Genomic DNA, 14,287 nt, shown 5'->3' on the forward strand with positions numbered 1-14,287 from the left:
CGAGCGGGCCACCGCCGACCCGGCCACCCGGCCGGCACCTCACCGGCGGTGGAGCCGGTCCGGGAGGGGCGCCAGCCGGTAGGCGTCCCAGAAGTACCGGTCGGCCGCGTGCTGGTCGGACGCGAAGTTGACCGCCTCCACGATCCGCCGCGCCCGGATGCGGAACGCCAGGGCCCACGTGATGTCCAGGCCCTCGGGCCTGGTGCTCCAGCCGCGGTGCAGGTCGATGACCCAGTCGCCGTCCGCGGCCAGGGAGATGGGCTCCGCGCGGAACCCGGCCCGGCCCAGCTCGGCGAAGAACGCCAGCACCTCCTCCACGCCGACCTTGGTGCCCGACAGCGGGTGGTGGCCGGGGATGGTCCACCGGATGTCGTTGGCGAAGAACCGGCGCAACCGGTTCAGGTCACCCGAGGCGTACGCCTCGTAGTAGTCCTTGATCAGCTTGACGTTCGGGTGCTCCTGCCCGCCGGTGGAGGCGGTCGCGGCGCCGGTGCCGAGCAGCGAGCCCGCCGCCACGCCCACCGCGGTCATCCCCGCGCCGCGCAGCACATCGGCCCGGGACACACCTGCACGGTTCTGCGTCGTCATGCTCACTCCTGGTCGAGGGGGCGCGGATCCCGTCGGGGTGGGGGATCCGCCGGCACCTCGAACGTACGGTCGCCGAGCGTGACCAGTCCAATACTCGCGGCGATTACACATGCGCATGAGTATCGGGCGTCAGGTACAAAACGCCCATCGGCGGCAGGGTGAGGACCGCTGACGCGGGCTGGCCGTGGTACGGCGTCGCGTCCGCGACCACCGCCCCGGGGTTGCCCGTGCCCGACCCGCCGTAGTCGGCGCCGTCGGTGTTGACCACCTCCCGCCAGGCGCCCGCGCGCGGCAGGCCGACGCGGTAGTCGGGCCGGGCGGTGTCGGTCAGGTTCGCCACGCACGCCACCACGTCGTCGCCGCCGCGGCGCAGGAACGCCAGCACCAGGTCGTCGGCGTGCACCCAGGCGAACCCGGCCGGGTCGGTGTCCAGCTCGTGCAGCGCGGGGGAGGCCCGGTACACCGCGTTCAGGTCCGCCACCAGCCGCCGCACGCCCGCGTGCAGCGGGTCGTCGAGCAGGTGCCAGTCCAGCGACCGGGACTCGGACCACTCGCCGCGCTGGCCGAACTCGCCGCCCATGAACAGCAGTTGCTTGCCGGGGTGCGCCCACATGAACGCCAGCAGCGACCGCAGCGACGCCGCCTTGAGCCGGTCGTCGCCGGGCATGCGCTGCCACAGCGAGCCCTTGCCGTGCACGACCTCGTCGTGCGACAGGGGCAGCACGAAGTCCTCGCTCCACGCGTAGCTCAGCGAGAACGCCACCTCGCCCTGCCTGGCCGCCCGCCGCTCCGGTTCCAGGCCGAAGAACCGCAGGTCGTCGTGCATCCAGCCCATGTTCCACTTGAACCCGAAGCCCAGGCCGCCGTCGTCGGCGGGCCGGGTCACGCCCGGCCAGGTGGTGGACTCCTCCGCGATCACCACCACACCGGGGTGGTGCTCGCGGACGGCCGCGTTCAGCTCCCGCAGGAACCGCACCGCCTCCAGGTTCTCCCGTCCACCGTGGACGTTCGGCTCCCACTCGCCCTCGGCGCGCGAGTAGTCCAGGTAGAGCATCGAGGCCACGGCGTCGACGCGCAGGCCGTCGACGTGGAACTCCTCGATCCAGTACAGGGCGTTGGCGACGAGGAAGTTGCGCACCTCGTTGCGGCCGAAGTCGAACACCAGCGTGCCCCAGTCGGGGTGCTCGCCGCGCCGCGGGTCCGGGTGCTCGTACAGCGGCGCGCCGTCGAAGCGGCCGAGCGCCCACTCGTCGCGGGGGAAGTGCGCGGGCACCCAGTCCATGATCACGCCGATGCCGCGGCGGTGGAGGTGGTCGACGAAGTAGCGGAAGTCGTCGGGGGAGCCGAACCGGGAGGTGGGGGCGTAGTAGGAGGTGACCTGGTAGCCCCACGACCCGCCGAACGGGTGCTCGGCCACGGGCATCAGCTCGACGTGGGTGAACCCGTGCCCGGTGAGGTAGTCGGCCAGCTCGTCGGCCAGCTCCCGGTAACCCAGGCCGGGCTTCCAGGAGCCCAGGTGCACCTCGTAGACCGACATCGGCGCGCGGGACCAGTCGGTCGCGGCCCGCGCGGCCAGCCACTCGCCGTCGCCCCACGCGTGCGCCGGGGCGTGCACCACCGAGGCGGGCGGCCGGGCCGCGAACGCCACCGGGTCGGCCTTGTCCCGCCACACCCCGTCCGCGCCCAGCACCCGGAACCGGTACTCCGCGCCCGCGCCCACTCCCGGCACGAACAGCTCCCACACCCCGCCGCCGAGCCGCCGCATGGGCAGGTCGAACACCCGCACGCCGCGCGCGTTCGGCGCCCACACCGCGAACGCCGTGCCGGGCACGCCGCCCAGCTCGCGGGGGTGCGCGCCGAGCACGTCCCACAGCCGCTCGTGGCGGCCCTCGGCGATCAGGTGCAGGTCCAGCTCGCCCACGGTCGGCAGCCACCGGTACGGGTCGTCCACCAGCTCGACCCGGTCGCCGCGGACCACCTCGAACCGGTACCGGTCCGGGCGCACCGGCAGCACGCCGGAGAACAGCCCGTCCCGCAGCCCGACCAGCGGGAACCGGCCCCGGTCGGTCACCGCGGTCACCGCCGACGCGCCCGGCTGCCACGCCCGCACCACCGCGCCCGCCGGCCGGGGGTGCGCGCCCAGCACCAGGTGCGGGTTGGTGTGCGTGCCGGCCAGCAGCCGGTCCACCGCCGCCGGGTCCGGCGCCCCGACGTCCAGCAGGGACAGCTCGACGGTCATTCCGGTTCCTCCCCCAGCAGCCGCCGCACCGCGCGCAGCGGGATGTCGACCCAGTCGGGCCGGTTGCGCGTCTCGTACACCGCCTCGTACACGGCCTTCTCCAGCTCGAACGCGGTCAGCAGCCGACCGGTCGGGTCGAACCCCGCGGCCTCGGCGTACCCGGCGGTGAACGCCTCCCGGTTGTGCGCGGTCCACTGCCGGGCCCGCCGGCGCAGCTCCGGCGTGGGGTGGAACAGCCGGAGCTGGTGCTGCGCGGCGTAGTCCAGCGACCGGAGCACCCCGGCGACGTCGCGCAGCGGCGACTGCGGGGCGGTGCGCTCGCTGATCGGGGCGGCCGGCTCGCCCTCGAAGTCGATCAGCAGCCAGGTGGCGGGCGTGCGCAGCACCTGCCCCAGGTGCAGGTCGCCGTGCACCCGCTGGACCGGAACGGCGCCGGGCAGGTCGGCGACGGAGGCGAACGCGGCCCGCAGCCGGTCGGCGTGCGGCGCCAGCTCCGGCACCGCGGCCAGCGCCGCGTCCAGGTGCGCGAGCATCCCGGCGCCCAGCGCGGCCGGGGTGGCGGTGCCGGTGCCCAGCTCGCGGGCCAGGTCCGCGTGCACCGCGGCCACCGCGCCGCCCAGCCGGCGCGCCTCGGCGGCGAAGTCGGCCCCCGCGCCCCCCGGCGGCGCGTCCGGGTCGGCGAACAGGTCGCGGACGCTGGTCATCGCCATGGCCCAGCCCTCGGCCGCGTTGGCCGCGAAGGTCTGCACCATGCCGAAGGTGGCGGGCGCGCCGTCCACCTCGCCCTCGATCGAGCCGAGCAGGGCGGCGATGTGCCGGGACCGGGCGCGCCGCAGCGCCCGGTGCGCCTCCAGGTCCGGGTTCACCCCGGCCGCGAGCCGCCGGTACAGCTTGAGGATGTACCGGTCGCCGTACACGATCGAGGTGTTGGACTGCTCGGCGCCGAGGGGCCGCCCCACCAGGCCGCGCCTGCTCGACCCGGCGAAGCCGGCCTCGGGCGTGAACGCGACGCCGTCGCGCGTGGCGCTTTGCCCGACCAGGCGCAGCAGCACGGCGTTGAGGTCGGCGTCCCCGGTCGCGTCGTACACCACGCAGCCGTCGAACCCGGCGATCACGGCGGGCGCGAGCCGGTCCGGCAGCGTGGTGCGCACCCCGATCGGCACCTGGTAGCGCTCGGCGCCGCCGCCGTCGGCGAACCGCACCGACACCACCACCAGCAGGCCCAGGGGCCCGCCGGACGGGCGCTCGTCGACCAGCTCGGTCGTCCGCTCGACGTCCACGCCGGCGACCGGCCTGCCCTTCCCGCCGAACCAGCGCTGCCACGGCAGCCAGGCGGCCAGGGCCCGGGCCAGCCGGGGCCGCAGGTCGGTGCCGGTCTCCTCTCGTGCGGTCATCGGGCCTCTCCCATGCGGTGGACGGCGAACCAGTAGAAACCGTGACCGGGCAGGGTGAGCCGGTACGGGTCGGTCCCGATCGGCGCGAACACCACGCCGCCGGTGAGCTCCACGGGCAGGCTGCCCGCGAAGTCGGCCAGGTCGAACTCGGCCTGCTGCGGGAACCGCGACAGGTTGTTCACGCACAGCACCAGGTCGTCGCCGTGCACCCGCAGGTACGCCAGCACGCTGGGGTTCGCGCAGGTCAGCTCGGTGAACGTGCCCAGGCCGAACGCCGGGTGCGCGCGCCGCACGGCGAGCATCCGCCGCGTCCAGTGCAGCAGCGACGAGGTGGTGCGCAGCTGTGCCTCGACGTTGACGCCCTGGTAGCCGTAGACCGCGTCGGCGATGGTGGGCAGGTACAGCCGGCCGGGGTCGGCGTGCGAGAAGCCGGCGTTGCGGTCGGGGGTCCACTGCATGGGGGTGCGGACGCCGTCGCGGTCGCCGAGCCAGATGTTGTCGCCCATGCCGATCTCGTCGCCGTAGTAGAGCACGGGCGAGCCGGGGAGGGACAGGAGCATGGCGGTGAAGAGTTCCTGCTGGTTGCGGTCGTTCTCCAGCAGGGGTGCCAGGCGTCGGCGGATGCCGATGTTGGCCTTCATCCGCGGGTCCTTGGCGTATTCCGCGTACATGTAGTCGCGTTCTTCGTCGGTGACCATTTCGAGGGTCAGCTCGTCGTGGTTGCGCAGGAAGATGCCCCACTGGGCGCCCGAGGGGATCTCAGGCGTCTGCGCCAGGATCTCCGAGATCGGGATGCGGGACTCGCGGCGCACGGCCATGAAGATGCGCGGCATGAGGGGGAAGTGGAACGCCATGTGGCACTCGTCGCCGCCGACCTCGGGGTTGCCGAAGTACTCCACCACGTCCGCCGGCCACTGGTTCGCCTCGGCCAGCAGCACCCGGCCGGGGTACTCGTCGTCCACGACCTTGCGGCACAGCTTCAGGAAGTCGTGCGTCTTCGGCAGGTTCTCGCCGTTCGTGCCCTCTTCCTCGAACAGGTAGGGGACGGCGTCGAGGCGGAAGCCGTCGATGCCCAGGTCGAGCCAGAAGCGCAGGACGTCGAGCATGGCCTCCTGGACGGCCGGGTTCTCGTAGTTGAGGTCGGGTTGGTGGGAGAAGAAGCGGTGCCAGTAGAACTGGCCGCGCACCGGGTCGTAGGTCCAGTTGGAGGTCTCGGTGTCGACGAAGATGATGCGGGCGTCGGCGTACTTCTGGTCGTCGTCGTTCCAGACGTAGAAGTCGCCGTACGGGCCGTCCGGGTCGTTGCGCGACGCCTGGAACCACGGGTGCGCGTCACTGGTGTGGTTCATGACCAGGTCCGTGATCACGCGGATGCCGCGGCGGTGGGCCTCGTCGAGCAGGTGCACGAAGTCTTCCACGGTGCCGAACTCCGGGAGGACCCGCCGGAAGTCGCTGATGTCGTAGCCGCCGTCGCGCAGCGGCGAGGCGTAGAACGGCGGCAGCCACAGGCAGTCCACCCCCAGCCACTCCAGGTAGTCCAGCTTGGCCGCCAGGCCGCGCAGGTCGCCGGTGCCGTCGTCGTCGGCGTCGTTGAACGCGCGGACCAGCACCTCGTAGAACACGGCGCGCTTGAACCACTCCGGGTCCACCGGCAGCGGCCGGGCCTTGCCCTCGTCCAACGCGGTCACGCCTCCCCCACCGACACGATGTGCGCGACCGCGGTCGCCGGGTCGAGCCTGACCCGGTTGGTCGCACCCCAGTCGAAGACCTCGCCGGTCACCTCGTCGCGCCCGGTGAACCGCGCGCCCGGACCCAGGCCGAGCGCGGTGAGGTCCAGCTCGACCACGCCCTCCTGCGGCCGGTCCGGGTCGAGGGTGACCACGCAGACCACCGCGCGGCCGGTCGCCGGGTCGGTCTTGGAGTAGGCGATCAGCCGGTCGTTGTCGGTGGCGTGGAACCGCAGCGTGCGCAGCTGCCGCAGCGCCGGGTGGGCGCGCCTGATCTGGTTGAGCCTGGTCAGCCACGGCGCCAGGGTGTCGCCGGTGAAGTCGCGGGGCCGCAGCTGGTACTTCTCCGAGTCCAGGTACTCCTCGCTGCCCGGCCCGACCGGCTCGTGCTCGAACAGCTCGTAGCCCGAGTACACGCCCCACGACGGCGACAGGGTCGCCGCCAGGGCCGCGCGCAGCGCGAACATGCCCGGACCGCCCGTCTGCAGCGACTCGTGCAGGATGTCCGGGGTGTTGACGAACAGGTTCGGCGTGCCCTCGTCGGCGTGCTCGACCAGGTCCCGGCCGAACTCCTCCAGCTCCCGCTTGGCGGTGCGCCAGGTGAAGTAGGTGTAGTGCTGGGTGAAGCCGAGGCGGGACAGGCCGTGCAGGCGCGCCGGCCGGGTGAACGACTCGGACAGGAACAGCACGTCCGGGTCGGTCGCCTTGACCTCCCAGATCAGCCGGTGCCAGAAGTGCGGCGGCTTGGTGTGCGGGTTGTCGACCCGGAAGATCCGCACGCCCTGGGCGATCCAGTGCCGCACCACCCGCAGCACCTCCCGGTACAGGCCCCGCGGGTCGTTGTCGAAGTTGAGCGGGTAGATGTCCTCGTAGCGCTTGGGCGGGTTCTCCGCGTACGCGACCGACCCGTCCGGCAGGGTGGTGAACCACTCCGGGTGCTCGACCACCCACGGGTGGTCGGGCGCGCACTGGAGCGCCAGGTCCAGCGCCACCTCCAGGCCGTGCTCCCGCGCCCGCGCCACGAAGCGGCGGAAGTCCGCCACCGTGCCCAGCAGCGGGTGCACCGCGTCGTGGCCGCCGTCCTTCGAGCCGATGGCCCACGGCGAGCCGACGTCACCCGGCTCGGCGGTGGTGCTGTTGTTGCGGCCCTTGCGGTTGACCTCGCCGATGGGGTGGATCGGCGGCAGGTACAGCACGTCGAAACCCATGTCGGCGATCCGCTTGAGCTCCGCCTCCGCCGTGGCGAACGTGCCGTGCACGGGCTCGCCGTCGGCGTCCACGCCGCCGGTGGAGCGCGGGAACAGCTCGTACCAGGCGGAGAACCGCGCCTCGGGCCGGTCCACCCACACGTGGTGCGCCCTGCCCCTGGTGACCAGCTCCCGCACCGGGTGCCGGTGCATCACCCCGCCCACCGCGTCCGACAGCGCCGGCTCGACCCGCCGCGCCAGGCCGTGCCCGCGCTCCCGCAGCGCCGCCGCGGCCAGGCGCAGCAGCGGCCGGTGCGCGTGGCGGCGCAGGCGGCGGGCGGCGCGGTCCAGCAGCCGCGCCCCCGCCTCCAGGTCGTTGGCCAGGCGCTCGGCGTCGTGGCCCGCGGCCAGCTTCGCCACCACCGACCGCCGCCACGTGGTCCACGGGTCGCTCCAGGCGTCCACGCGGAACGTCCACAGGCCCACCCGGTCCGGCACCACCGTCGCGTGCCACCGGTCCAGGCCCGGCTCCGCCGGCGCCATCCGCACCTCGGTCCGGCCGGCGCCGCCCGGCCCCTCCCAGACCACCGTCGCGGCGACCGCGTCGTGGCCCTCCCGCCACACCGTGGCGACCACCGGCACGTGCTCGCCGACCGCGGCCTTCGCCGGGTGGCGCCCCGAGGCGACCTCCGGGGTCACGTCGTCGACCACCAACCGCCCGCTCACTGCAGCCCTCCCCTCGGGTCGATCCGGTCGCTCAGGCGAACAGCGCACGCACGACCTCCGGCGCGAGCAGCTCGCGCGCCAGGTCCAGCGGGGTGCGGCCGAGGTGGTCGACCAGGTCCGCGCGGGCGCCCGCGGCGAGCAGGGCGCGGGCGGCCTCGGCGTTGCCGTGCCGGACCGCGACGTGCAGCGGCGTCTGACCGGTGGTGGCGACCGGCGCGTCCACGACCGCCCCCGCGCCCAGCAGGGCGCCGACGACCTCGGCGCTGCCCTGCTCGGCCGCCTTGTGCAGCGCGGTCTGCCCGGAGCGCTCGGTGACCAGCACGTCCGCGCCGCCGCCGAGCAGCGCCCGGACCGCCGCGCCGTCACCGCGACCGGCGGCCACCTGCAACGCGGTCAGGCCCGTGCCCCGGTCGTGGTGGTTCGGGTCGCCGCCGAAGGACAGCAGGTCGCGGACCTCGTCGAGGTCACCCGCGACGGTCGCCGCGTGCAGGCGCTCCTCGCGGTCCGCGTTGAAGGCGTTGACCTCGGTGTTCGGGTCGAAGTACACCTTCCAGTGGGTGATCTTGCCCTGCTCGTTGAGGACCACCTTGTGCATGTCCTCGATCTCGAACAACACCTTCGTGCGAGTGTGCCGCCCCTTGGTGTAGACGACCGCGCACGCCGTGTTGCCGTCCACGAACAGGCCGCGCAGCCCGTAGTCGAGCACCTCGGTGGTCTCGGCGCGGACCCGGAACGCCTCGGCCACCTCGTTCAGGCCCACGTGCGTGCCCAGGTACGGGATCACCGCGTTCCACTGGTCCTGCGGCAGCTCCAGCACGATCGACGGCGACAACCCGGCCGTGATCGCCTCCATGTCGCCGCGGCCGATGGCGCCGTACCAGTCGTCCACGATCTTGCGGGTGTCCATGCGGATTTCCTTTCAGCGATGGCGAAATCCCCTTCGCCTCCAGGCTGGCAGCGATCCACACAGGACACGAGGAACCGGCCGCTACTGCGGCAACATGCCCAAAACGCGCGAGACCCGCCGCGTCCTCGCGCGGCGGGTCCCGTGCTGCCGACCGGACTAGCTGTAGCGGCCGATGACGTCCTGGATCAGCCCGTCCCGGACCAGGTAGTCGTAGTAGAAGACCTCCTTGCCGCCGTGCCCGGTGTCGTAGTCGTACTCGACGCGGTAGCGGTCGCCGTACCAACCCGACCCGGTCACGGTGTACCTGCCGCCCGCCTCGATCACCTCGGGGTCGAGGAACCGGTCCATGATGTCCCGGCGCGACGGGTAGATCCGGCCCACGCTGTCGAACCGCGCGTCCTCGGCGAACAGCGCCGCGACCGCCGCCGAGTCACCGGCGTTGGCCGCCTGGAGGAACCGCTCGGCCAACCCGGGCGCCGCGGCCCGGTCGGCGTCGGACACGGGCACGGCCTCCGTGCTCGGCGTCGGGGTCTCCGGCCCGGTCTGCGGGGGCTCCGCCCCGCACGCGGCCACCGCCGCCAGGACTAACGCGGCCAAGCCGATTCGTCGGTGCATGGTTTCCTCACTCGATAGGCGGAACAACGGAGTACACCCCTCGGCCCGGAGGTCTGGGGAACCTCCGGGCCGAAGATCGGGATTCGGTGCACGCTCGCGGGGAAGCCTGTGCACCTAGCCCCCGCCCCACCCTGGGGGGAAAGCGGAACGGGAGCCCCGAGCCGGGTGGTCAGGTGCGCCGCGCACCCCGCAGGAGCACGGCGATGAAGACGACGCCCACCCCGATCACGGCTATCGCGGCGAGGTAGGCGGCGTGGTAGCCGGCCAGCACGTCCGCCGGCTCGGCGGTCCCGGACACCGTGGCGGCCAGCGTCACCAGGGCCGCCACCCCGACGCTGCCGCCGAGCTGCTGCGCGGTGACGTTCAAGCCGCCCGCCACGCCGTGCTCGTGCTGCGGGACGCCGGTCAGCGACGCCGCGGTCAGCCCCGCGAACGCCACGCCCTGCCCGACGCTCATCACGAGCACGGCCGGGAACACGTGCAGCCAGTACGTGCCGCCCAGCGGGGTGGCCGCCCACAGGCCGACACCCGCCGCGATCAGCAGCAGACCCGCGATCAGCAGGGGCCGCTGGCCGGTGCGGGCCATCAGCCGCCCGGCGACGTTCGAGCTGACGACCACCGTGACGCCCATCGGCAGGATCGCCAACCCCGACTGCAGCGGCGTGTAGCCGAGCAGCCCCTGGAGGTAGAGCGGCGCGAAGAACAGCACGGCCAGCACCGCGGTGAAGAACACGACGGCCGCCACGGTCGCCGCCGACACCGAGGGCAACCGGAAGATGCCGAGCTGGAGCAGCGGGTTCGCCGCCCGGCGCTCCCAGGCGACGAAACCCGCCAGCAGCACCGCGGCCAGCACCAGCGGCACCACGGTCAGCGGGTCGGTCCAACTGGAGTGACCGGCCTGGCTCAACCCGAGGACGGCCAGCAGCAGACCGCCGGTGACCGAGGTCGCGCCCCCGAGGTCCAGCTTCTCGCGCTTCCGGCTGCCCGCCGGCAGCACCGACTTCACGGCGGCGAGCACCGCGACCCCGATGAGCAGGTTGAACACGAACACGGCGCGCCAGCTGAACAGGTCGGTCAGCACACCGCCGATCACCACGCCCGCGCTGAAGCTCGACGCGCCGACGGAGGTGTAGACGGCGAGGGCCTTGTTGCGGCGCGGGCCCTCCGGGAACAATTCGGTGAGCAGGGCCAGCGAAGCGGGCCCCGACAGCGCGGCGCCGATCCCCTGGAGGGCGCGGGCCACCATCAGCACCTCGGCCGCCGGAGCGACCGCCGCCACGACCGTGGCGAGCGTGAACAGCCCCACCCCGATGGTGAACACGCGGCGACGCCCGAGCACGTCCGCCGCGCGCCCGCCGAAGAGCAGGAAGCCGGCGAACGTGACCGCGTAGGAGGTCATCGTCCACTGCAACCCGCTGCTGCCGATGTTGAGCTCCTGTCCGATCACGGGCAACGCCGCGTTCACCACGGCGACGCTGCTGGTGTCCAACGCCAGCGCGGCGGCCAGGACGATGACCGCGAGCGGGCCCGGGTTGCCGTCGTCGGGTTTGCGGGTGGTGGTGTCGACCGGGTCGACGTGGGTTGACACTGTGGGTTTCTCCAGTTCAGAGGACGCGGCGGCGCGGCTCGTGCCGCAGGCGCGCCGCGTGGGTTCGAGGCCCCGCCTCGCTCCGGCCGGCGCTCAGGGGCGCGGGGGCGGGCGGGTGCGCTCCGGGTGGCGGGATGATCAGCGCCATGGCACGGTTGTGCCGGCACAGGGCTGCCGGGCCACACGATTGGGTGATCATCGCCGGAAGATGTACGTAACCGGGGGTCTCGGCCATCGGTTGAGAGAAACGGACGCCCGAGACCACCCCGGGACCCCGGCCCCCTCCGCGCCGCGGGTCGCCGGCCGTCGCGCTGGGAGGAGGACGGAGGGGAGAGCGGTGAACGGCTGGTGCGGGTTGGGACGGGCCGGTGGGCAAGCCCGAGCCCGCGTGTTCGAGCCGCCCGCGGACCTGGGTGCACGCACGGGGGTGAGCCTGGGTGCACGCATGGGTGCGGGCTTGGGTGCACGCATGGGTGCACGCATGGGTGCAGGCTTGGGTGCACGCATGGATGCGGGCCCACACGCCCAGGCACCCGGGTACGTGCCCGCGAGCCCGCGCCCGCCGGCCTGCGCTCGTGGGGATGAGGCCAGGAGCCTGCCGGCCTGAGCCATGGCCAGGGGCTGCCGCACTCGCGCCCCCGCGCTCGTTGCCACCCGCCCGCACCCCGCGGCCAGCTCCCGGCCCGCACCCGCACCCGCACCCGCAGCCAACTCCCGGCCCGCGGCCACGCGCCCGTGCCCGCCGCCAAGCCCTTGGGGCGCGCCCACGCGCTCGCCGGCGGCCGGGTGCCTGCTTGCGGCCGGGTGCCTGCCGGCGCCCGTGATCGGTGCGCGGACGTGCGTCCACGCGTGACCAACCGGTGCGTGGTTGGCGCCGCCCACCGGCGGTACCGGCTGCCTGCGGCGAGAACGGGCCTGCGGTGCGAGCGCCTGGACTCGCGGCGTTGGCCGCCTGTACCCGGAAAGTGGGTGGTGGGCATGGGGGTGGTCGGGGAAGTGGTCGGGGTGGGGCGCGGGACGGGCGTGGAGCATGTCGCGATTGTCTTTTTGGTGTGAAATGGGAAGTTCATCCCATTTTGGAGCGAATGCGTCGCGGCCGGTCGCCGTCGTCGCTCGCGCTGGAGCCGTTGCCCGTGGTCCTGCCGGCGCGAACCGGTGGGCTCGCCGTGCCGCGCTGCCGGATGGGGGTTCATCGGCGCGCGAGGCGAGCGGGTGGGTTCGGGGGGCGGCGGGGCGCGTCAGGCCCCGCGGCTGGTGTGCGGGCACGGCTCGCTCTCAGCCTTCGGTCCGGCCGACGGGCTGGGGTTCGGGTGCCCGGGTGGCCGTCTCGATGTCGGAGGTGTCGGAGGTGTCAGAAGTCCCGGTGTCGGTCCCGGCGGTCTCGACGTCGGTCGACCGGCCGACGGCTTCCCACTCGTCCAGCTCCGCCCGCACGGTCGCCAACCGCGCCCCGATCGCGTCCACGGCGTCGTTGCCGAGCGCCAACCGCAGCGGGGTGTTCGGCGCGTCCAACGCCGCGCGGATCGCCCGAGCCGCCTTGGCCGGGTCACCCGGCTGGGCACCGTGCACCTCGCGGAGGAACTCGCGGGCCGGGTCGATCACGTCCCGGTACTCCGGGATCGGTGCCCCGAACCGCAGCGCGCTCCCCGCGAACTCCGTGCGGAACGCGCCGGGCTCCGCCAGCAGCACCTTGATCCCGAACCCGGCGACCTCGGCGGCCAGCCCCTCGGACCAGCCCTCCAACGCGTACTTCGCCGCGCAGTAGCCCGAGAACCCGGGCCACACCACCTGCCCGCCCATGCTGGACATCTGCACGACCGCCCCGGTCCGCCGCGCCCGCATGTGCGGCAGCACGGCCTTGGTCAACGCCACCGGACCGTGCAGGTGGACGTCCATCAACGCCCGCAGCTCGTCGTCGGGCGTCTCCTCGGCCGCGCCGACGAAGCCGTGCCCCGCGTTGTTCACCAGCACGTCGATGTGCCCGTGCCACGTGATGGCGTCCTGCACCGCGTGCGCGATCTGCTCGCTGTCGGTGACGTCGAGCCGAAGTGGAGTGACACGATCGGGGGCAATTGCGATCAATGGGGCGAGCGATTCGATGTTGCGAGCGGTGGCGACGACGAGGTCGCCGTGCGCCAGGGCGTCCTCCGCGATCGCCCGACCGAGACCCGACGAGGTGCCGGTGATGAACCACACCCGCGCCGGCGCGGCATCGGTCTGGTGCGGTACCTGGTTCGTGCTCATGGGATCCTCCTCGCCCGTGGACCGGTCAGCCCTGTAGATCAAGAAGACACCGGGACTTCACAGGAAGTCCAAGACCCTTGCCCATACGTTCACGGCATAGATCGCAACAGGGGGCTTTCAACTCGATGGACGTCGACACCCGCGTCCTGCGCTACTTCGTCGCGGTGGCCGAGCAGCTCAGCTTCACCCGCGCCGCGGAAAGCCTGTTCGTCTCGCAGCCGGCCCTCAGCCGGCAGATCCGCCAGCTGGAGGCCGACCTCAAGATCACCCTGTTCGAGCGCACCAGCCGCGAGGTCCGCCTGACCGCGGCAGGCGAGGCGCTGCTGCCGGTGGCGCGCAAGCTGATTGACGACTGGCGGGACGCGCAGCGCGTCGCCCGCGGCATCGCGGCCGCCGAGAAGCGCGTGCTGCGCGTCGGGTTCGAGGCCACCGGCGCCGGCCCGCTGACCACCCTGGCGCGCACCGCGTTCGCCGCCCGCCACCCCGACGTCACCGTCGAACCCAAGCGCTTCGACTGGGGCGGCGAGGTCGCGGCCCTGCGCGACGGCCTGGTCGACGTCGCCTTCCTGTGGCTGCCCGCCGACACCACCGGCTTCCACACCGAGATCGTCGCGATCGAGGAGCGCCTGGTCGGCTTGGCGGCCGGGCACCGGCTGGCCGGCCGCCACAGCGTCGGCATCATGGACCTGCGCGACGAACCGGTGGTGTGGACCCGCAAGGCGCCCAGGTACTGGGTGGACTGGTGGGCGGTCAACCCGCGCCCGGACGGCTCGGAACCGGTGTGGGGCCCGGAGAACGACAACGTCGAGGAGATGCTGGAGCACGTCGCCGCGGGCGAGGCGATCTGCATCGGCCCCCGCTCGATGGCGGCCTACTACGCCCGCCCCGACCTGGTGTGGCGGCCGATCACGGACGTCGCGCCGCTGCGCATCGCCTTCGCCCGGCCGGCCGCCGGCACCAACCCGCTGGTCGCCGACTTCGCCGTGGTCGTCCGCGAGCTGGCGGACGTGCCGGAGCGGCGGCGCGAACCCGACCAGCGAGCCTGACCAGCGAGCCTGACCAGCGAGCCTGA

General features: G+C 73.4%; 10 protein-coding genes. 1 reads left to right on the forward strand and 9 read right to left on the reverse strand.

The annotated features are described in order from the left end of the window. Positions 1 to 39 precede the first annotated feature (39 nt). From EKG83_RS05580 to EKG83_RS05620, 9 genes are all read right to left on the reverse strand, one after another. Positions 40 to 588, reverse strand: a complete 549-nt coding sequence (locus tag EKG83_RS05580; RefSeq protein WP_033430011.1) for a nuclear transport factor 2 family protein — start codon at positions 586 to 588, stop codon at positions 40 to 42. 103 nt (positions 589 to 691) lie between these two features. Further along, on the reverse strand, positions 692 to 2,827 hold the full coding sequence (gene glgB / locus EKG83_RS05585) for a 1,4-alpha-glucan branching protein GlgB (RefSeq protein WP_153277895.1): 2,136 nt from the start codon (positions 2,825 to 2,827) through the stop codon (positions 692 to 694). Continuing rightward, positions 2,824 to 4,221, reverse strand: coding sequence for a maltokinase N-terminal cap-like domain-containing protein (locus EKG83_RS05590; protein WP_033436054.1), 1,398 nt, complete (start codon positions 4,219 to 4,221; stop codon positions 2,824 to 2,826). The genes glgB and EKG83_RS05590 overlap by 4 nt, the downstream gene beginning before the upstream one ends. Next, positions 4,218 to 5,909 (reverse strand): maltose alpha-D-glucosyltransferase, encoded by a 1,692-nt coding sequence (treS, locus tag EKG83_RS05595; RefSeq protein ID WP_228122511.1) that lies wholly within the window; start codon positions 5,907 to 5,909, stop codon positions 4,218 to 4,220. The genes EKG83_RS05590 and treS overlap by 4 nt, the downstream gene beginning before the upstream one ends. Next, the gene (locus EKG83_RS05600) at positions 5,906 to 7,861 is read right to left on the reverse strand and encodes a maltotransferase domain-containing protein (protein ID WP_033435610.1); all 1,956 of its coding nucleotides are present in this window, start codon (positions 7,859 to 7,861) and stop codon (positions 5,906 to 5,908) included. The genes treS and EKG83_RS05600 overlap by 4 nt, the downstream gene beginning before the upstream one ends. Positions 7,862 to 7,892: 31 nt before the next feature. Then, on the reverse strand, positions 7,893 to 8,768 hold the full coding sequence (locus tag EKG83_RS05605; protein ID WP_051767005.1) for an ankyrin repeat domain-containing protein: 876 nt from the start codon (positions 8,766 to 8,768) through the stop codon (positions 7,893 to 7,895). Positions 8,769 to 8,924: 156 nt separating this feature from the next. Next, on the reverse strand, positions 8,925 to 9,365 hold the full coding sequence (locus EKG83_RS05610) for a nuclear transport factor 2 family protein (RefSeq protein ID WP_033435611.1): 441 nt from the start codon (positions 9,363 to 9,365) through the stop codon (positions 8,925 to 8,927). A gap of 187 nt (positions 9,366 to 9,552) precedes the next feature. Next, positions 9,553 to 10,971: an MFS transporter gene (locus EKG83_RS05615; protein WP_033435612.1), complete on the reverse strand. Its 1,419-nt coding sequence runs from the start codon at positions 10,969 to 10,971 to the stop codon at positions 9,553 to 9,555. A 1,275-nt stretch (positions 10,972 to 12,246) separates the two neighbouring features. After that, complete coding sequence (locus EKG83_RS05620) at positions 12,247 to 13,215, reverse strand: oxidoreductase (RefSeq protein ID WP_063741556.1); 969 nt, start codon at positions 13,213 to 13,215, stop codon at positions 12,247 to 12,249. Positions 13,216 to 13,340: 125 nt separating this feature from the next. Between EKG83_RS05620 and EKG83_RS05625 the strand changes: the two genes are divergently transcribed. Continuing rightward, positions 13,341 to 14,261 carry a LysR family transcriptional regulator gene (locus EKG83_RS05625; RefSeq protein WP_051767006.1) on the forward strand — a complete coding sequence of 307 codons (921 nt, stop codon included), beginning with the start codon at positions 13,341 to 13,343 and terminating at the stop codon, positions 14,259 to 14,261. Positions 14,262 to 14,287 lie beyond the last annotated feature (26 nt).

Origin of the sequence: Saccharothrix syringae, from assembly GCF_009498035.1 — a bacterium.
GTDB classification, from domain to species: Bacteria; Actinomycetota; Actinomycetes; order Mycobacteriales; family Pseudonocardiaceae; genus Actinosynnema; species Actinosynnema syringae.